At 72.0% G+C, this 18,955-nt stretch carries 14 protein-coding genes; 11 read left to right on the forward strand and 3 right to left on the reverse strand.

All coding sequences use genetic code 11. The annotated features are described in order from the left end of the window. Positions 1-18: 18 nt before the first annotated feature. The 7 genes from ABH925_RS03385 to ABH925_RS03415 all read left to right on the forward strand — a co-directional run bounded on the left by ABH925_RS03385 (position 19) and on the right by ABH925_RS03415 (position 7,967). Entirely contained in the window at positions 19-1,242 is a 1,224-nt protein-coding gene (locus ABH925_RS03385) for an MFS transporter (RefSeq protein WP_370145227.1), read from the forward strand. After that, complete coding sequence (locus tag ABH925_RS03390) at positions 1,239-2,483, forward strand: ATP-grasp domain-containing protein (RefSeq protein WP_370145229.1); 1,245 nt, start codon at positions 1,239-1,241, stop codon at positions 2,481-2,483. Before ABH925_RS03385 ends, ABH925_RS03390 begins: the two co-directional genes overlap by 4 nt. A 130-nt stretch (positions 2,484-2,613) precedes the next feature. Next, entirely contained in the window at positions 2,614-3,399 is a 786-nt protein-coding gene (gene ddaH, locus ABH925_RS03395) for a dimethylargininase (RefSeq protein ID WP_370145419.1), read from the forward strand. After that, positions 3,393-3,773, forward strand: a complete 381-nt coding sequence (locus ABH925_RS03400; protein ID WP_370145231.1) for a hypothetical protein — start codon at positions 3,393-3,395, stop codon at positions 3,771-3,773. The genes ddaH and ABH925_RS03400 overlap by 7 nt, the downstream gene beginning before the upstream one ends. Further along, positions 3,773-5,662 carry an ABC transporter substrate-binding protein gene (locus ABH925_RS03405; RefSeq protein WP_370145232.1) on the forward strand — a complete coding sequence of 630 codons (1,890 nt, stop codon included), beginning with the start codon at positions 3,773-3,775 and terminating at the stop codon, positions 5,660-5,662. The genes ABH925_RS03400 and ABH925_RS03405 overlap by 1 nt, the downstream gene beginning before the upstream one ends. Next, on the forward strand, positions 5,659-6,915 hold the full coding sequence (locus tag ABH925_RS03410) for an ATP-grasp domain-containing protein (protein WP_370145233.1): 1,257 nt from the start codon (positions 5,659-5,661) through the stop codon (positions 6,913-6,915). Before ABH925_RS03405 ends, ABH925_RS03410 begins: the two co-directional genes overlap by 4 nt. Then, positions 6,912-7,967 (forward strand): NAD(P)/FAD-dependent oxidoreductase, encoded by a 1,056-nt coding sequence (locus ABH925_RS03415; protein WP_370145234.1) that lies wholly within the window; start codon positions 6,912-6,914, stop codon positions 7,965-7,967. The genes ABH925_RS03410 and ABH925_RS03415 overlap by 4 nt, the downstream gene beginning before the upstream one ends. A 56-nt stretch (positions 7,968-8,023) precedes the next feature. Here the strand turns inward: ABH925_RS03415 and ABH925_RS03420 are convergent, their stop codons facing one another. After that, positions 8,024-8,704: a hypothetical protein gene (locus ABH925_RS03420; protein ID WP_370145235.1), complete on the reverse strand. Its 681-nt coding sequence runs from the start codon at positions 8,702-8,704 to the stop codon at positions 8,024-8,026. 154 nt (positions 8,705-8,858) lie between these two features. On the opposite strand from ABH925_RS03420, the gene pepN reads away from it, so the two are divergent. From pepN to ABH925_RS03435, 3 genes are all read left to right on the forward strand, one after another. Continuing rightward, positions 8,859-11,339: an aminopeptidase N gene (pepN, locus tag ABH925_RS03425; protein ID WP_370145236.1), complete on the forward strand. Its 2,481-nt coding sequence runs from the start codon at positions 8,859-8,861 to the stop codon at positions 11,337-11,339. 17 nt (positions 11,340-11,356) lie between these two features. Then, positions 11,357-12,715, forward strand: a complete 1,359-nt coding sequence (locus ABH925_RS03430; RefSeq protein ID WP_370145237.1) for a hypothetical protein — start codon at positions 11,357-11,359, stop codon at positions 12,713-12,715. A gap of 152 nt (positions 12,716-12,867) precedes the next feature. Beyond that, positions 12,868-13,833 (forward strand): DMT family transporter, encoded by a 966-nt coding sequence (locus ABH925_RS03435; RefSeq protein WP_370145238.1) that lies wholly within the window; start codon positions 12,868-12,870, stop codon positions 13,831-13,833. A 156-nt stretch (positions 13,834-13,989) separates the two neighbouring features. Here ABH925_RS03435 and ABH925_RS03440 read toward each other — a convergent pair whose 3' ends face one another. Continuing rightward, positions 13,990-16,722: a polynucleotide kinase-phosphatase gene (locus tag ABH925_RS03440; RefSeq protein ID WP_370145240.1), complete on the reverse strand. Its 2,733-nt coding sequence runs from the start codon at positions 16,720-16,722 to the stop codon at positions 13,990-13,992. Then, a complete protein-coding gene (locus ABH925_RS03445; RefSeq protein ID WP_370145241.1) occupies positions 16,719-18,293 on the reverse strand; it encodes a 3' terminal RNA ribose 2'-O-methyltransferase Hen1 in 1,575 nt (524 codons plus the stop codon). Before ABH925_RS03445 ends, ABH925_RS03440 begins: the two co-directional genes overlap by 4 nt. Positions 18,294-18,508: 215 nt before the next feature. Here ABH925_RS03445 and ABH925_RS03450 point away from each other — a divergent pair, with 215 nt between their 5' ends. Then, positions 18,509-18,907, forward strand: coding sequence for a hypothetical protein (locus tag ABH925_RS03450; RefSeq protein WP_370145242.1), 399 nt, complete (start codon positions 18,509-18,511; stop codon positions 18,905-18,907). The last annotated feature ends 48 nt before the right edge of the window (positions 18,908-18,955 follow it).

The following is an 18,955-nucleotide window of genomic DNA, read 5'->3' on the forward strand; positions in this document are numbered from 1 at the left end:
CAACGAATCGAGACTCCCTTGACCGCCACCATCGCGTTGGCGCCGGACGTCCGGACGGTAGCGAGCCGGGCCGAGCGCCTCTTCCTCCCCGCCACGTTCGTGACCCTCCTGGGCAACAACATCCAGCTCATCGCGGCGTCGCTGCTCATCTTCAGGACCTCGGGCACGGCGATGTCGGTCGGGTGGGTCTTCATCGTGACCGCCCTGCCGCAGATCGCCCTGTCGTCCTTCTTCGGGCGCCTCGCCGACCGGTACGACCGCAGAACCATCTGTGTCATCACCGACGTGGTCAGCGCGGTCGCCGCGCTGGCGCTGCCGGTCTGGCTGCTGTTCGGCGGAAACGGCATCGCCGGCGCCTACGCCGTCAGCCTGCTGCTCGCGGTCACCTCCGCGATGTTCATGCCGGCCAGCAACGCCCTGATCAAGGAGCGGATCGCGCCGGACCGGCTCGGGCACTTCGGGGCCAACTTCGACATCGCCTACCAGGGCGGCGCGATGGCCTCCGGAGTCGTCGGCGGCTTCGTGATGCAGTACGTCGGCCTCCAGCCGATGTTCTACTTCAACGGCATCACCTTCGTCTTCTCCGCGCTCTGCCTCTACGCCATGGGCCGGCGCCCGGCCGCGGCGGCGGAGCCGGAGGAGCCCGGGACCGACGCGGCGGCACCGGCCGAGCCGGCCGTCACCGTCAAGGCCCCGCTGCTGCGGCTCGGCGTCCTGTTCTCGCTGGGCGCGGTGCTGGTCCTGGTCACCAACACACTGCTGCTGGTCGCCGTGATCCACCGGTTCCACCAGGGCACCGGGCTGCTCGGTGTGGTCGACGCGCTCGCCGGCATCGGCATGATGATCGCCGCCACGCTCTACAAGCGGGTCAAGGACAAGGTCAACTACCGCTATCTGATCCTGTTCGGCTACGTGGGCTGCGGCCTGGCCCTGCTGGTGCAGCCGATCGCGGTGTGGACCATCGTCCCCGGCATCCTGGTCGGCGGCATCACCTTCGGATTCGCCCGACTGGCCAGCCGCACCGAACTGATGCGCGCCGTCGACGCCGACAAGGTCGGCCGGGTCTTCGGCACCGCCAACGCCTTCGGACTGGCGCTCAGCGCGGCGGGCACGGTGCTGGTCGCCGCCGTCGTCGACCACGTCGGAGTGGTCTCCGGCTTCCTGACCCTCGGTCTGATCGGCATCGTCCCGACCGTCCTGATCGTCTCCACGATGTTCCTCGGCAGGAGAGAAGCCCGATGAAGCTGCTCACCATGGAAACCCGGCAGTACCTGACCTACTACCACTCCCGCTACCAGCAGGTGCAGGACCTCGGGGTCGACCTGTTCGTCCTCAACGGTGAAGGCACCGAGGACTTCTGGCCCGAGGACCACTACCGGCTGGCCGGCACCAAGGACATCGCCGCCATCATCGAGCTGGCCCGCGCCTGGCACGCGGAGGAGCAGTTCGACGGCGTCATCACCTTCTGCGAGGCCGCGGTCATCACCGTCGCGGCGGTCGCCGAGGCGCTCGGCCTGCCGACCATCGGGGTCGAGGCCGCCTGTGCCAGCCGCAACAAGTACCTGATGCGGCAGGCCCACGAGAAGGCGGGCGCGCCGATCCCCGGCTTCCGGCTGGTGGAGAGCGAGCAGGAGGCGCTGGCCGCGGCGGCCGACTTCGGCTACCCGGTCATCCTCAAGCCCACCATGGGCGCGGGCAGCAACTTCGTCTTCCGGGTGGACAACGCCGAGGAGATGGTGCGGCGCTACGCCCAGGCCGCCGAGGGCATCACCACGATGTTCTGGTCACTGGCCGAGCCGGACGGGGTCGACCTGGGCCCGCAGGGGCTGCTGGTGGAGTCCTTCCTGGACGGCAAGGAGTACCTGATCGAGGCCCTGGCCTGGGACGACGAGGTCTACCTCGGTTCCGTGGTGGACCGGATCACCGCCGAGGGCGACACCTTCGACGACGACGTCCACCACGCCCCGACCTCGCTGAGCCCGGAGGACCTGGCCGCGGTGCACGAGGTGGTCACCGCCGGCGCCCACGCCCAGGGCCTGTACCGCAGCGCGATGCACGCCGAGGTGCGGTTCCACCAGGGCAGGCCGTACCTGCTGGAGATCGCCGCCCGGGTCGGCGGCGGCGGGCTCGACCTGATCGCCCGTACCACCGCCGACTACGACCCGATCGCGGCCGTGGTGGACATCGGCCTCGGCCGGCGCCCCGCGGTGCGGCACTACCGGCCCAACGGGACGCACATCACCGCGATGTGCCTGCTCTGCGACGCCGGTGTGGTCGAGCACGTGGAGGTGCCGGCCGAGGTCAGCGAGTCGGACCAGGTGTTCCTGCTCAAGATCACCGCCCGGCCCGGCGACCTGATCCGCAGGCCCCCGCACGGCAACACCATCCTCGGCTTCCTCGGGACCACCGGGGACTCGCTGGAGGACGCGCTCGACACCATGAACGACCTCGCCACGAAGATCCACGTCACCTTCGCCGGATAACCGGCCCCATCGACGGACCCACGCCGTCCGGACCCGACAAACCGACCATCGGAGGACCTCCGTGCACCAGCCTTCCGCATCGACGACCCTGCTCCCGCCCCGACGCACCGCCCGGCCGCGACGCTTCCTGATGTGCGCGCCGACCCACTACGACGTCAACTACTCCATCAACCCGTGGATGCACCCGGACAAGCCCACCAACACCGAGCTCGCGCTGACCCAGTGGGAGCAGCTCCGCGGGCTGCTCCGCGACCTCGGCCACGAGGTGCTGGAGATCTCCCCGGTGCCGGGCCTGCCGGACATGGTCTTCGCCGCCAACGGCGCGACCATGATCGACGGACGGGTGCTCTCGGCCCGCTTCCGCTACCCGCAGCGCGTCCCCGAGGGCCCCGCCTACCTGGCCTGGTTCCAGCACCACGGCTTCACCGTGCGCGACGCGGTCCACATCAACGAGGGCGAGGGCGACCTGCTCTTCACCGGCGAGCGGGTCCTGGCCGGCACCGGCTTCCGCACCCACCCGGACTCGCACGCCGAGGCCGCCGAGTTCTTCGGGCGCGAGGTGGTCACCCTGCACCTGGTCAACTCGGAGTTCTACCACCTGGACACCGCCCTGTCGGTGCTGGACCACGACGAGGTCATGTACTACCCGGAGGCCTTCTCCGCCGAGAGCCGGCAGGTGCTCCGCGACCTCTACCCGGACGCCATCCTGGCGAACCAGGAGGACGCGGCGGTGTTTGGCCTCAACTCGGTCTCCGACGGCCGGCATGTGCTGCTCGCGCCGCAGGCCGTGCACCTGCACCAGGAACTGGCCGACCGCGGCTTCGTGCCGATCGGGATCGACCTGTCCGAGCTGCTCAAGGCCGGCGGCAGCGCCAAGTGCTGCACCCTGGAGATCCGCGAGGCCTCCGCATGCTGATCAACTACGACGGCCGCCGGTTCCGCCCGCAACTGGAGGGCGAGGAGGGCCGGGTGGCCACCTACCACCAGGACGGCGACCTGCTCTGGGGCGAGTTCACCGGCGGCCTGGCCCGCCGCGGCTCGCTGGCCGGCCGCGCCTCGGCCGACGGCTCGCTGGAGTTCGCCTACTGCATGGTGCGCGACTCCGGCGAGGTGATCTCCGGGTACTGCCGCAGCATCCCACGCCTCGACGACGAGGGCCGGATCGTCCTCGAAGAGGCCTGGGAGCGCTACGGCCGGCACGCCGCCCGCGGGGTCTCCCGCCTGGTCGAGCTCTTCCCCGGCGAGGAGCCGGTCACCACCTCCCCCGCCTCGGACTACCTGGAGTTCTGATGACCCTGACGACGACCGCCCCCCGGCCGAACGCGGCCGAACCCGAACCGGCGGGGAAGCCCAGGCAGGGGGGCGTGGTCACCTGGGCCTGCGCCCCCGGCTTCCCGCCCGCGGTGATCTTCCCGTTCACCCCCGCCGAGCGGATGGGCACCCGCAACATCCTGGAGTTCCAGGCGCTGATGTTCCGCACGCTCTACTACTTCGGCGCCAACGGCTCCCCGGACGTCGACTACGACACCAGCATCGGCACCCCGCCGGTGTGGAGCGAGGACGGACTGACCGTCACCATCACGGTCAAGCCATGGAAGTGGTCCAACGGCGAGATCCTCTGCGCGGACAACGTGCTGTTCTGGGTCAATCTGATGAAGGTCAAGGGCGACCGCTACGGGGAGTACGTCCCCGGGCTCTTCCCGGACAACCTGACCTCCTACGGCAAGGTCTCCGAGGACACCGTCTACTTCACCTTCGACAAGCAGTACTCGCAGCGCTGGGTCCTGTTCAACCAGCTGAGCACGATCACCCCGCTGCCTAAGGCGTGGGACCGGACCGAGGCTGGGCCGGCCAACGCCTCCGGCGACCTGGCCGACGTCGAGGCCGTCTACGCGTACCTGATGAAGGAGCAGGGCGACCATGTCGAGGAGGGCAACGACCACCGCACGAAGTGGGCCGACAGCCCGATCTGGAGCGTGGTCAGCGGCCCGTGGCGGCTGAAGAGCTACACCCTCGACGGCGTGGTCACCTTCGTCCCCAACCAGCACTACTCCGGCCCCAACAAGCCCTACCTGGACGAGTTCCGGCAGATCCCGATCAACCACGAGGACGAGCAGTACGAGCTGCTCAAGGCCGGGCCGCACGGTGCGGGCAGGGTCCAGGTCGGCTACCTGCCGCTGGGCTTCGCCAGCGGCAGCACCGCCGACCCGACCGCCGGATCGCAGAACCCGCTCAGCGCGGACTACACCCTGGTCCCGCAGATGGCCTACTGCATCCGCTACATGTCGATGAACTTCAACAACCCGACGGTGGCCGGGGCGATCTTCCGGCAGACCTACTTCCGGCAGGCGCTGCAGAGCGCGATGGACCAGGACTCCGCGGTCCGGGACATCTACCAGGGCTACGCGTTCGCGCAGACCGGCCCGGTACCGATGTACCCGCCGTCCGACCTGGTCTCGCCGCGGCAGCGCGCGGGCGGACCGCTCCCGTTCGACCTCGGCCGGGCCCGGAGGCTGCTGGAGGAGAACGGCTGGGACACCAGCACCACCCCGGCCGTCTGCGTCAACCCGGGCACCGGCCCCGGCCAGGCCGGCGAGGGCATACCCGCCGGCACCGAACTGGACATCCTGCTCCGCTACGCCGAGGGCCGCCCGGCCCTGACCCAGCTGGTCGCCAAGCTGGTCGACGACGCCGGCTCGGTGGGCATCCGGCTGCGCACCGAGGAGGTCTACGGCTCGATCCTGGTCGCCGAGGACGCGCCCTGCGTACCGGGGCCCAACTCCCCCTGCCTCTGGGAGATGACCTGCTGGAACGGCGGCTGGGCGTTCCACCACCCCAGCGGCGAGATCGTGTTCTCCACCAACGCCGGCGGCAACTTCGGGCACTACACCGACCCCAGGGCCGACGAGCTGATCGCCAGGACCCTGGTCACCGACGACGTGGAGGCCATGTACGAGTACCAGGACTACATCGCCGAGCAGGCGCCGGTGCTGCTGGTGCCCAACTTCGCGCTGCGGCTCTTCGAGGTGGCCAACACGCTGGGCGGATTCACGCTGAACCCGTTCGGAATGATCGAGCCGGAGTACTGGTACTACCGCGACGACACGACCGCCGATGACACGACCGCCGACGACACCACCACCGAAGGCGAGACCCACAGCGAGGGAGTATCGACATGACCGCCGACAGCGCTCCGGAGCGCCCCCTGCTGCTGCTGGTCGCCAGCGGCTGGCAACTGTTCCGCGAGTACCTGCTCAGTTCCATCAGCACCGAGTACCGGGTGCACATGTTCCACTCCACCGAGCCGAGCTGGGAGCAGCAGTACCTGGACGGCTGGACCGTGCTGCCGTCCACCCTGGACGGCCCGGCGATGGCCGAGGCGGCGCTCAGGCTGTCCGGCGAGCAGCAGGTCAGCGGGGTGCTCTGCTGGGACGAGAGCCGGATCCTGGCCACCTCGTACGTGGCCCAGGCGCTCGGCCTGCCGAACGGCGACCCGGAGGTGGTCTGGCGCCTGCGCGACAAGGCGCAGACCCGGGCCGCGCTGGACGCGGCCGGGGTGCCCCAGCCCCGCTCGTTCCCGGTCAAGACCCTGGACCAGGCGCTGGCCGCCGCGGAACGGGTCGGCTACCCGGCGGTGCTCAAGCCCCGCGGTCTTGGCGCCAGCCTCGGCGTGGTGCGGGTGGAGAACGCGGAGGAGCTCAGGGAGCGCTTCGCCTTCACCCGCGACACCCCCGCGCCGGAGCCGGTGGTCTACGCCTCGGACCACCCGGTGCTGGTGGAGGAGTGCGTGGTCGGCGACGAGGTCAGCGTCGACTCGGTGGTCCAGGACGGCAAGGTCACCCCGCTGTTCGTGGGCCGCAAGGTGGTCGGCTACCCCCCGTACGCGGAGGAGGTGGGCCACCATGTGGACGCCGCCGACCCGCTGCTGCTGGACCCCGACTTCCAGCAGGCGCTGCAGGACACCCACACCGCGCTGGGCTTCCGTGACGGCTGGACCCACTCGGAGTTCATGCTCACCGCGGCCGGTCCCCGGCTGATCGAGGTCAACGGCCGGCTCGGCGGTGACCTGATTCCCTTCCTGGGGCTGCTGGCCACCGGCATCGACCCGGGCCGGGCCGCCGCGGCGGCGGCCTGCGGGCTGACGCCGAACCTCCAGCCGACCCGGCAACTGGTCGGCGGGGTGCGCTTCTTCTACGTGGACGAGCCGGACAGCGTGGTCGAGTCGGTCGGCTTCGACCAGGCCCGGCTGCCGGCCGGGATCGTGAAGGCGGTGGCCATGGCGACGCCGGGCAAGAGCTACTCGCCGCCGCCGGAGGGCACGGTCTGGGGCCGGATCGCGCTCGCCGTCGCGCTCAGCACCGAGGTCGCCGACTGCACCGCCGCGCTGGACGCGGCCGAGCAGGCGCTCCAGGTGGAAGCGCGGACCTCATGAGGATCGGCATCGTCGGCAGCGGAGTCGCCGGTGCGCTGCTCGCCTGGCAGCTGCGCACCCGTACCTCCCAGGTCAGCACGGACCTGTATGTCGGCGAACTGCGGTCCGGCTACGACGCCACCGGGGCGTCCGGCGGGATGGTGCGCGGCTTCGACCCGGACCTGACGGCGGCCCGGCAGGCGTCCGAGAGCCTGGCCGAGATCCGCTCCAGCAGCACCCTGCGGGAGTGGAGCGACTACCGGGAGATCGGCTCGGTCTACCTGCTCCCCGAGGGCTCGGAGATCGGCTCGGCCCTGAAGTACGTGGACACCTTCCTGCCGGGGTCGGCGGAGGTCGTCGACCGGGACCGGCTGACTGCGGACTATCCCTTCCGGGGGCTGCCCGACGGGGTCCTGGGGGTGACCGAGCGTCAGGCCGGCTTCATCTCGCCGGCCCGGCTGCGGAACGCGCTGCTGAGCGAGCTCACCGCGGCCGGCGGCGTCACCGTGCTCTGGGGACGGGTCTCCGCGGTGACCGAGGCGCCCGCCGTACGACTGGCCGGCGGCTCGGTCAACGAGTACGACGCGGTGATCCTCGCCACCGGCGCGTGGACCCCGCAGCTGCTGGAGGCCAGCAACCTGCCCGAGGCGGCGCTGCGCACCAAGGTCATCCAGTACACCGTCTGCACCCTGCGGCTGCCGGGTCTCGGCGTGTTCGTCGACGAGACCACCGGGATGTACGGCCGCCCGCTGGACGCCGACACCTTCCTGCTCGGCCTGCCGGGGAACCAGTGGGGCATCGACCCCGACACGGTGTCGGTGGACTCCGCCCTGGCCGAACGGGTGGTCGCCTGCGGCCGGAGCCGGTTCAGCGGGGAGGCCGCGGCGCGGATCACCGCGGTGCGGTCGGTGACGGCCTTCGACTGCTACCACGACGACCCGGGCCTGGCCCTGCGGCCGGTCGGCGACGGCAACACCCTGTTCACCTTCACCGGCGGGGGCGGCGGCGCGGCGAAGACCGCGTTCGTGGCCAGCCGCCAGGCCGCCGACGCGCTGCTGGCGGTACGGACATGACCGACCCGGCGGGCCCGCGCCCCTGCCGCCGCCATCCGGCCGCGGCAGCACCACGCTCAGCCGGACAACGCCTCGTCGCGGGCCATGACCTCATCGCGGGTCAGCACGAGGTAGCAGTAGTCGTCGAGCATCTTGGCCAGCGGGCGCCCCGGGCGGCCCAGTTGCTCGGCGAGCCCGGACTCGTCCAGGCCGGCCTCGGCCAGCAGGGCGCGGGCCCAGGTCCGACCCAGGCGCTGGTGCGCGGCGAACGCGGCGCCGCCGCGGGCGCCGTGCAGTCCCACCGCGATGGCCTCGTCCCAGGGCATCACCGCCCGCGGGCGGAACGCGTGGAACAGCTTGGCCGCGGCGGTCGGCCCCAACGGCCGAACCCCCTTCGCCAGCGCGGCCGCCGGCATCGCGCTCAGCTCCGCGAAGCACTCACCCAGGCGGTCGATGTCCTGGTCGGTCAGCTCGGCCATCGAGACCTCGGCGGCGGGCAGCCGCCCGCCGAAGCGGCCCCACCAGTCGGCGAGCCCCGCGTCGAAGACGTCGGGCTCGCCCGGCCGGGGATAGCGGATCCGGCAGCCCCAGGCGTTCAACCAGGCCAGCAGTGCGGCCCGGTGCTCCGCCAGCGCGGGGTCGAGCCGGGGTTCGGTCTTCCGCAGCAGCGCGGCCCAGGACCGGTCCGGGCTGCCGTAGGCGGCGAACCGGGAGACCGCTGCTCGCAAGCCCGCCAGGTCCGGCGTGTCGATGTCCACGAGCGCACAGCCTAGACGACCGACCCGGTCCCACCCCGTCGTTCCGCCACTTCGACCCCTCCCCGACGTCCAGCACGTCCATCCCCACCCTCCTGACGCCACCCTCCTGACGCCACTGCCCTTACGCCACTGCCTAGTTCGCGGGAGTCCCGCCATGCCCAGTCTGACCCGAGCGGAGGCCGTGGAACGGGCCGCACTCCTCACGGTGCGGTCCTACCACATCCGACTCGACCTCACCTCGGACGACGAGGTGTTTCACTCCACCACCACCATCGACTTCGACTCCGCCGTCACCGCCGCCACCACCTTCCTCGACGTCAAGCCGAGGAGCCTGCGCTCCGCCGTGCTCAACGGCACCCCGCTGGACGTCGCGGACCTCGACGACGGCCGGCTGCCGCTGTCCGGGCTCGCGGCGCGGAACCAGCTGGTGGTGACCGCCGAGATGGAGTACTCGCACGAAGGCCAGGGTCTGCACCGCTACGTGGACCAGGTGGACGGCGAGGTCTATCTCTACGCCCAGGCCTTCCTCGACGCCGCGCCGCGGATCTACGCCTGCTTCGACCAGCCCGACCTCAAGGCCCGCTACAGCTTCGACGTGACCGTGCCGGACCACTGGCAGGTGCTCGGCACCGGCACGGCGAGCAAGGTCGGGCCCGGACACTGGCAACTGGCCGAGACCGAGCCGCTGTCCACCTACCTGACCGCGCTCATCGCCGGCCCCTACCGCGGCTTCCACACCGTCCACGACGGCATCCCGCTCGGGCTGCACTGCCGGGCCTCGATCGCGGACGCGCTGGCCGCGGACACCGAGGAGGTCTTCGAGATCACCGGCCGCTGCCTGGACGAGTACCACCGGATCTTCGGCACCCGCTACCCCTTCGGCAGCTACGACCAGGTCTTCGTACCGGAGTTCAACAGTCTGGCGATGGAGAACCCCGGCTGCGTCTCGATCCGGGACCACTACGTGTTCCAGTCCACGCCGACCGCGGGCGAGAAGGAGGACCGCGCGGTCATCATCGCGCACGAGATGGCGCACATGTGGTTCGGCAACCTGGTCACCATGGGCTGGTGGGACGACCTGTGGCTGAACGAGGCGTTCGCCGACTACATGGGCCACCGGCTGACCACGCAGCTCACCAAGTACTCGGGCGCGCTGACCACCTTCTCGGCCGCCCGCAAGGGCCTCGCCTACTCCGCCGACCAGCGCCCGTCGACCCACCCGGTGGACGGCGACGCGGCGGACGCCATGGCCGGGCTGGCGCTGTTCGACCGGATCTCCTACTTCAAGGGCTCCGCGGTGCTGCGCCAACTGGCCACCCGGATCGGGGAGGAGGGACTGGAGGCGGGACTGCGCGCCTACATCTCCCGGCACGCCTACGGGACCACCGACTCCGCCGACTTCCTGGCCGCACTGCAGGAGGCCAGCGGGACCGACCTCACCCGGTGGGCCGCGCTCTGGCTGCGGGAGTCCAACGTGAACACCCTGCGGGCCGAACTCACCGTCGCCGACGGCCTGATCACCTCGGCGGTGGTGCACCAGACCGCCCCCGATTCGCACCCGGTGCTGCGCCCGCACACCCTGCGGATCGGCCTGTACGGCGAGGCGGACAGCTCCGTCCTGGTCGAGGTCGACGGCGCCCGCACCGAGGTCCCCGGGCTGGTCGGACTGCCGGCCCCGGAACTCCTGCTGCTCAACGACGGCGACCTCGCCTACGCCAAGATCCAGCTGGACGAGCGGTCGCAGGCGGCGCTGCCCGGACTGCTGCCCACGCTCTCCCCGCTCAACCGGGCCATGCTCTGGGGCACGCTGCTGCTCGCGGTGCAGGACGACGCCTTCCCCGCCGCCGACTACCTCGGCCTGGCCAACGACATGCTGGCCGTGGAGACCGAGCTGCCGATCATCACCGAGGTGCTGCAGCAGGCCCGGACCGAGGTCGCGGACCGCTTCCTCCAGCCGGCCGGGCGCCCGGACGCGCTGGCCCGGCTCGGGCTGGCCTGCCGGGGGCTGCTGGACCGTACCCAGCCCGGCGACGAGCGGCGGCTGATCGCCTTCCGGACCCTGGTCGACTGCGGCACCGACGCCGCGGAGCTCCGCGCCTGGGCCGAGGGCACCGGGATCCCGGCCGGAATCGCGCTGGACTCCGAAATCGGCTGGCGGATCCGCTACCGGCTGTCCGCGATCGGCGCGCTCACCGGCGCCGGGATCGACGCCGCCCAGCAGGCCGACCCCAGCGCGGAGGGCGAGCAGTGGGCCGCCAAGTGCCGTGCGGCCCGGCCCGATCCGGAGGCCAAGCGCGCCGCCTGGGACCTGATCACCACCGCCGAGGAGCTCTCCAACTACCAGGTCTGGGCCCTGGCCGAGGGCTTCTGGCAGCCCGACCAGGTGGAGCTGACCGCGCCCTTCGTCGGGCGCTTCTTCACCGAGATGCCCGGCGTCGGCGCGCTCCGCGGCGACCAGGTGCTGGACATGCTGGTCCGGCTGCTCTACCCGCGCTACGCCGCCGCCCCGGAGACCCTGGCGCTGGCCGAGGCGATGCTCGCCGACGAGGGGCTGCCACTGCCGCTGCGCCGCCGCACCGTGGACTTCACCGACGACCTGCGTCACGTCGTCACCGTCCGTCACACCAACCGATGATGAGAGGTCAGACAGCCATGAACCGTGAGGACATCACCGCCGCCTACATCGACGCGGTCGTCACCAGCGGCGCCAAGGCGCCCGAACTCGTAGGCACCCAGCCACAGTCCAAGCTGCTGCAGGCGCAGTACATGGGACGCTACCTGGCCCGCCCGGTCTTCCTGGGCCACGCCGAGCGGATCCAGCTGGAGTCCGACCTGCTGAACCTGCACACCGCGCTGAAGAGCCTGCCCGAGCGGGTGTACGGCGGCGACCTCGCCGCCTTCGCCAGGGCCGTGGGCATGACCGACGTCCAGGTTTCGGCGATCATGCGCAGCCGGGGCACCTCGGTCACCATGCAGGCCCGCGCCGACATGTACACCGACGAGTCGGGCTTCCGGCTGCTGGAGTTCAACATGGGCAGCACCCTCGGCGGCATGGACAACGCCGACATGTGCCGGGCCCTGCTGGACCACCCGGTGCTGGGCGACTTCGCCGAGGCCCAGCGGCTCCAGTACGTCGACACCATGCGCGAGCAGGTGAACAACGTCATCGTGGAGAGCGGCTTCGCCCCCGACTCCTTCCCGGTGGTCGCGCTGACCGACTGGCCCAGCAGCTTCGAGACGCTCGGCCCCTACATGGCCCATTACGCGGAGCGCTGGCGTGAGCTCGGGCTGGACGCCCTTCCCTGCCACATCGGGCAGTTGGAGGTGCGCGACGGCCGGGTCTGGCTGGGCGAGCGGGCGGTGGACATCGTCTACCGGCTGTTCCTGATCGAGGACCTGCTGGAGTACCCGGAAGCCCCGGAGCTGATGGACCCGATCCTGGACGCCGCCGCCCGCGGCGAGGTGAAGATCTTCACCCCGATGGACTCGGAGCTGTTCGCCAGCAAGGGCGCGCTGGCGATGCTCTCGGACGAGCTCAACCAGCACCTGTTCACCGCCGAGGAGCGGGAGAGCCTGAACCGGATCCTGCCCTGGACCCGGATGGTGCGCGACGAGAAGGTCACCCTGGAGGACGGCACCCGGGTGGACCTGCTCGCCTACGCGACCGAGCACCAGGACGACCTGGCCCTCAAGCCCACGCTGCTGCACGGCGGCCAGGGCGTGCTGCTCGGCTGGCACGAGGACACCACCCCCGAGATCTGGCAGCAGCAGCTGAAGGACGCCGTGGACGGCGCGTTCGTGCTGCAGCGGCGGATCCGCCCGGTACCCGAGCTGTTCCCCGGCGAGGACGGCGAGCCGGTGCCGTGGAACGTGGCCTGGGGGGTGTTCACCGTGGTCAACGGCTACGGCGGGGTGATCGCCCGGGCGACCACGGTCGACTCCAACGTCGGCGTGATCAACATGGCCACCGGCGCTTTCGTCGGCTGCGCCCTGCACGCCACCTCCGACTGACCCTCCCCCACACCCACGACGACGGGAAGGCCACCGCCCCGGCCTTCCCGTCACCCTGCGCGCCCCGTCTGTCTGCGCACCCCGCATGTCTGCGCGCCCTGTCTGTCTGCACCTCCCGTACGTCCGTACGCCCCGACCCAAGGATGGCTCCCATGTCCCGGTCCGCCCCCGCGCGGCAGCAGTCCGCCGGCCGACTCCTGATGTACGACCTGCCGATGCTCCTGGTGGCGCTGGTGTGGGGGTCCAGCTATCTCGCGACGAAGAGCATCGCTACCGAGGGCACCGTGGTCGCGCTGCTGGCACTGCGGTTCCTGGTGGCCCTGCCGGTGCTCCTGGTGGCCGGCCGGCGGCAGCTGGCGCAGCTGACCCGGGCCGAGATCCGCGGCGGTGCGGTGCTGGGGGCGATGCTGAGCGTGATCTTCATGCTGGAGGCCTACGGGGTGGTGCACACCTCGGCGACCAACGCCGGGTTGATCATCAGCATGACCATGATCATCACTCCGCTGGCCGAGAGCCGGCTCTCCCGCACGCCGCTCCCGCACGCGTTCATGGCGGCGGCGGGGGTCTCCGTGGTCGGCGTCTGCCTGCTCACCCAGGGCAGCGGATTCACCCGTCCCTCCCTCGGCGACCTGCTGATCCTGATCGCGGCAGCGGCCCGCACGGTGCACCTGCTGATGATCCATCGGATGCGCTCGGTGCAGCGGACCGGTTCACTGTCGCTCACCTTCCTGCAGCTCGGCGCGTCCGTCCTGGTGTTCCTGGTGATCTCGCCGTTCGCCGGAACCTCACCACTGACCCTGGCCCGGTCGTTCAGCCCGAACCAGTGGGGCGACCTGCTCTACCTGGCGCTGATGTGCACGGTGTTCGCCCTCTTCGTGCACGCCTGGGCGGTGCGGCGGACATCCCCCTCCCGGGTCAGCCTGCTGCTCGGCACCGAGCCGCTGTGGGCGGCGGTGTGCGCGATCGTGGTCGGCGGCGAGCGGCCGGGCCCGGCCGGGATCTGCGGCGCGGTCCTGGTGCTGGCCGGTACGACCTGGGGCCGCACCGTGGCCGGACGGGTCGGGGCGCAGCCTGCGGAGGAGGAACCACAGGAGGAGCGCGAGAGCCTGCCTGCCTGACCGCGTGCGCGGTTCCCCCGCCGCGCGCTTCCCGGCCCGGTTCGCGATCACGCGGCCGGAGCCCCGGCCCCGGGGCGGCGGAACCCTCGTCCACCGCACCCGGGGCCGACCGGCCAACACCTGGGCCCGACCGGCCGTCGCCCCTGGGCCGACCGGTCAGAGCCGGGGGTCGACCGGCTCCGACTCCAGCGCGAGCACCGCGAACACCGCCTCGTGCACCCGCCACAGCGGCTCGTTCGCTGCGAGCCGGTCCAGCGCCTCCAGGCCGAGGCTGTACTCACGCAGCGCCAGTGAGCGCTTGTGGCCCAGCGTCCGCGAGCGCAGCCGCTCCAGGTTGGCCGGGAGGGTGTAGTCGGGGCCGTAGATGATCCGCAGGTACTCGCGACCGCGCACCTTCACCCCCGGCTGCAGCAGCCGCCCCGCCTCGGAGCGGACCATCGCTGCCAGCGGCTTGACCACCATCCCCTCTCCCCCGGCGTCGGTCAGCTCCTGCCACCACCGGGTCGCCTCGGCGACCGACTGCTCGTCCCCGGTGTCGACCACCATCCGGCGGGTCCGCTGCAGCAGCCCGCCGGCATCGGCCTCGACCATGGCGTCGATCCAGCCGAGGTTCTCGTCGTGCGGACGGGTGGCCAGGTTGGCCCCCTCGGCCGCGAGGATCTGGAACGGGGCCAGCCTGATCCCGTCCACGCCCTCCACCGGCCAGCAGTAGCGCCGGTAGGCCTCGGTGAAGGCGGACGCGTCGGCGTGGCGTGCCGACTGACGTTCCGCCAGCTCGCCCACCCCGACGCCCCGGGCGCGGGCGGCGTCCAGCGCGGCCAGAGCCGTGGGCAGGGCGGCACCGGCGGCCGCGCCCACAGCGGCGTACTGACGGCGCAGCAGTCCGGTCGCCTTCACCGACCACGGCATCAACTCGGCGTCCAGCAGCAGCCAGTCGCTGTCGAGGTCGGCGAACAGGCCGCAGGACAGCGCCGCGGCCCGCAGCCGGTCCAGGATCGCGCCGGTCACCGCCTCGTCGTCCAGGAAGGCCCGCCCGGTCCTGGTCCAGATCGCGCCGCCGGTGGAGACGCCGAAGCGCTTCTCCAGCGCCGCCTCGTCCCGGCCCAGCAGCACCACGGCACGGGAGCCCATGTGCTTCTCCTGGCAGACCACCGCGCCGACGCCGTCCGCGCGGTAGGCCTTGAAGGCCTCCGCGGGGTGCTCCAGGTAGCCCTCCCGATGGGAGGTGGCGACCGGGGCCATCGTCGGCGGCAGGTAGGCGAGCAGCCGGGGGTCCAGCGCGAAGCGGCTCATCACTTCCAGCGCGGCGGCGGCGTTGTCCTCCCGCACCGCGACCCGGCCGTTCAGGGTCTCCACGATCCGCCGGCCCTGCACGTCGCCGATCGCCAGCGGCCGTCCCTCCCGCCCACCGGGCGCGTCGGTCAGCAGCGGGCGGACCGGCTCGTACCAGACCTGCTCGGCCTCGACCTGCACCAGCTCGCGCTCGGGGTAGCGCAGCGCGGTCATGGTGCCGCCGAAGACACAGCCGGTGTCCAGGCAGATGGTGTTGTTGACGAAGCTCGCGGTGGGCGTGGGGGTGTGGCCGTAGACGACCAGGGCGCGGCCCCGGTACTCGTCCGCCCACGGGTAGCGCACGAGCAGGCCGTACTCGTCGGTCTCGCCGGTGGTGTCCCCGTACAGCGCGTGCGAGCGGACCCGGCCGGACGTACGGCCGTGGTACCTCTCGGGCAGCCCGGCGTGGCAGACCACCAGCCGTCCCCCGTCCAGGAGGTAGTGGCTGACCAGGCCGTCGATGAAGGACCGGACCTCGGCGACGAACTCCGGCGGCTCCGTGGCCAGCTGGTCCAGCGACTCCTGCAGGCCGTGGCTGACCGTCACCTTGCGGCCGGCCAGTGCCCGGCCGAGCTTGTTCTCGTGGTTCCCGGGCACGCAGAGCGCGTGGCCGGCCGCGACCATGCCCATCACCAGCCGCAGCACACCGGGGGTGTCCGGCCCCCGGTCGACCAGGTCACCGACGAAGACGGCGGTCCGGCCGTCCGGGTGCACCGCGTCGACGGCACGGCCGTCGGCGTCCCGGGTGACCGCGTACCCGAGCCGCCCGAGCAGGGTGACCAGCTCGGAACGGCAGCCGTGGATGTCGCCGATCACGTCGAACGGGCCGGTCAGGTGGCGCAGGTCGTTGTAGCGCTTCTCCTCGACGATCCGCGCGGCCTCGACCTCGGCAACGCCACGCAGGACGTGCACCTTGCGGAAGCCCTCGCGCTCCAGGCCCCTCAGCGAACGGCGCAGCTCCCGCTGCTGACGCTGCAGCACATGCGGGCCGAGGCCGGCCCGGTCCGGGCGGCGGGCGTTGCGCTCCGCGCACACCTGTGCGGGGACGTCCAGGACGATGGCGACGGGCAGCACGTCGTGCTCGCGGGCGAGGTTGACCAGCTGTCGCCGGGCCTCCGGCTGCACGTTGGTCGCGTCGACGACGGTGAGGCGGCCGGCCGCGAGTCGCTTGCCCGCGATGTAGTGCAGCACGTCGAACGCGTCCGCGCTGGCGGACTGGTCGTTGGTGTCGTCGGAGACCAGGCCCCGGCAGACGTCCGAGGAGACCACCTGGGTGGGGAGGAAGTGACGGGCCGCGAAGCTGGACTTGCCCGAGCCGGTGGTACCGATCAGGACGACCAGCGAGAGGTCGGGCACGGCAAGCGCGCGGCCGGCGGAAGCGCCGTCACCGGGGGTGGTGCTCGGCGCGGCGGCGGTGCCCGGCGCGGCGACGGTGCCCGGCGCGGGGGCGGTGCCCGGCGCGGGGGCGGTGCCCGGCGCGGGGGCGGTGCCCGGCGCGGAGGCGGTGCCCGGCGCGGGGGCGGCGCTCGGCGCGGGGGTCGGGGTGTTGTCGGTCATCGGTGGCCTCCCTCCTCGGTGGTGTCGGTGGTCTCGGTGCCGTTGGTGGTGACGGCGTCTCGGGTGGCCTCAGCGTCGTTGCCGGTGGGGGTGGTGGCGTGGGCGGGGTCCGCCGCTTCGGTGCGGGTGAAGTGGGCCAACTGGGTCGGCGGGCCGACCTCGGGGTCGTCCGGACCGACCGCCGCGAAGTCCACGGTGTAGCCGTAGCTGTCGGCGACGCTCCCGGCCCAGGCCCGGAACTGGGCCCGGTCCCACTCGAAGCGGTGGTCCGCGTGGCGTACGTGCCCGGCCGGCAGGCTCTCCCAGCGGACGTTGTACTCCACGTTCGGCGTGGTCACCACGACCGTCGCCGGCCGGGCGGCGCCGAACACCGAGTACTCCAGGGCCGGAAGCCGGGGCAGATCGACGTGCTCGATCACCTCGGACAGCACCGCCGCGTCGTACCCGGCCAGCCGGGGGTCGGTGTAGGTGAGCGCGCCCTGCACCAGGCGCACCCGCTGGGCCTGACGTTCCGTCATCCGGTCCAGGCGCAGCCGGCGTGCGGCGATGCCGAGGGCGCGCGAGGACACGTCCACGCCCAGGACCTCGGTGACCCGGGACTCCTGCAGCAGCGCGCCGACCAGACTCCCCTCGCCGCAGCCGAGGTCCACGACCCGGGTGGCCCCGGTGGACCGGAGCACCTCCAGGACCGCCTCGCGGCGCTGCACCGCGAGCGGGGTCGGCTTGGGCTCGGCCTCCTCCGCCGGCTCCTCCGGGACCGCGTTGTCGATCTCCTCGACCTCGCGGTCGTCGGCCTCGGCGAGCCGGGCCAGCTCCAGCCGCTCCATCGCGCTGCGCGCCAGCGACCAGCGCCGGGCCAGGTAGCGACGGGTGATCAGGGCCAGCTCCGGATGCTCGGCCAGCCAGCCCTCGCCCACCCGCAGCAGCTTGTCGACCTCGTCCGGCGACACCCAGTAGTGCTTGGCGTCGTCCAGCACCGGCAGCAGGACGTAGAGCTGGCTGAGCGCGTCGGCGAGCCGCAGCGTGCCGTTCAGCTCCAGCCTCACGTAGTGCGAGTCGCCCCAGTCCGGGAACTGCGGGTCCAGCGGCACCGGTTCGGCCTCGACCTGCCAGCCCAGCGGCTCGAACAGGCGCCGGACCAGATCCGGTCCGCCGGCCTGTCCCGCCTTCGCGGGCAGCGCGGGCACGGCGATCCGCAGCGGCAGCGGCTCGGCCGCCAGCTCCGGCCGCAGGTCGCAGCGGCCCCGCATGGCGCTCCGGAACACACTGCTCAGAGCCACCGCCAGTAGCGAGGACGCCGCGTACGGACGGTCGTTGACGTACTGCGCCAGCGCGAAGTCGGGCGATCCGCCCCGGCCCTTGCCCCGGCCCCGCCGGACCAACCCGATGGGGTCGACCTCCAGCAGCAGCGCGGCGGTGCAGCGCTCGTCGGTGGCCTCGGGGTAGAAGACATGCGCGAGGCCGTGCGAGGTGGCGAACGACTGCGCCTTGCCGGGATGCTTGTGCAGCAGAAAGCCCAGGTCGGTGGCGGGTCGCTCGGAGGAGCCGGAGGTACTGATCGTCAGGAACACACGACCGAGTATCGCCGGACGGAGCGGCGCAGCCCACTGGCTTTTCTGCTGACGGCCGGGTTGCCGGGCCTTCCGGGGTGACCTCTCGGTCGGGGATACCTCACCAGCACGGCCCCACCATGAGCAGCTCAGTACCCCGCCCACCGCCGCCGATCATTGGGCGGCAGCGGAAACCCGGTGGGATCTCACCCAGGCGTCCCGTACCGTGTCGAGCCATGTGCTTCTACGCCATGCACCCCTACCCGCTCCACTACGTGTGCGTCGGGTGCAGGCTCTCCTTCAAGCACCACCCCTGGCCCGCGCGCAGCCACGTCTGCCCGGACTGTCGCGGGCAACTCATCTGCGCCGGCCACGACTTCGCCGCTCCCCGACGGGCGGACACGAACGCATGGTCGGTCGTCGCCGCCGTGCTCGCGGAGGGCCTGCGCTACGACGAGCGGCCCGGCTGCGGCTGCTCGCGCCTCCCCTCGTTCCGGCCGCGGACCAAAGCACAGGTACGGGCCCGCCGCCGAGCAGCTGAACGGCTGTCGCTGCCCCTCTCGGTGACCCTCGCTCGGCGCGACCCCTTCACCCCGGAGCCCCGCGACGAGGGCACCGCCTCGACGGCCCGCTGACCGGCACGAGGCACCGGCTGCCGGCTCGGCTTTCCCGCGAGGGAGGGA

Origin of the sequence: Streptacidiphilus sp. EB129 (genome assembly GCF_041262645.1) — a bacterium.
Classification (GTDB): Bacteria; Actinomycetota; Actinomycetes; order Streptomycetales; family Streptomycetaceae; genus Streptacidiphilus.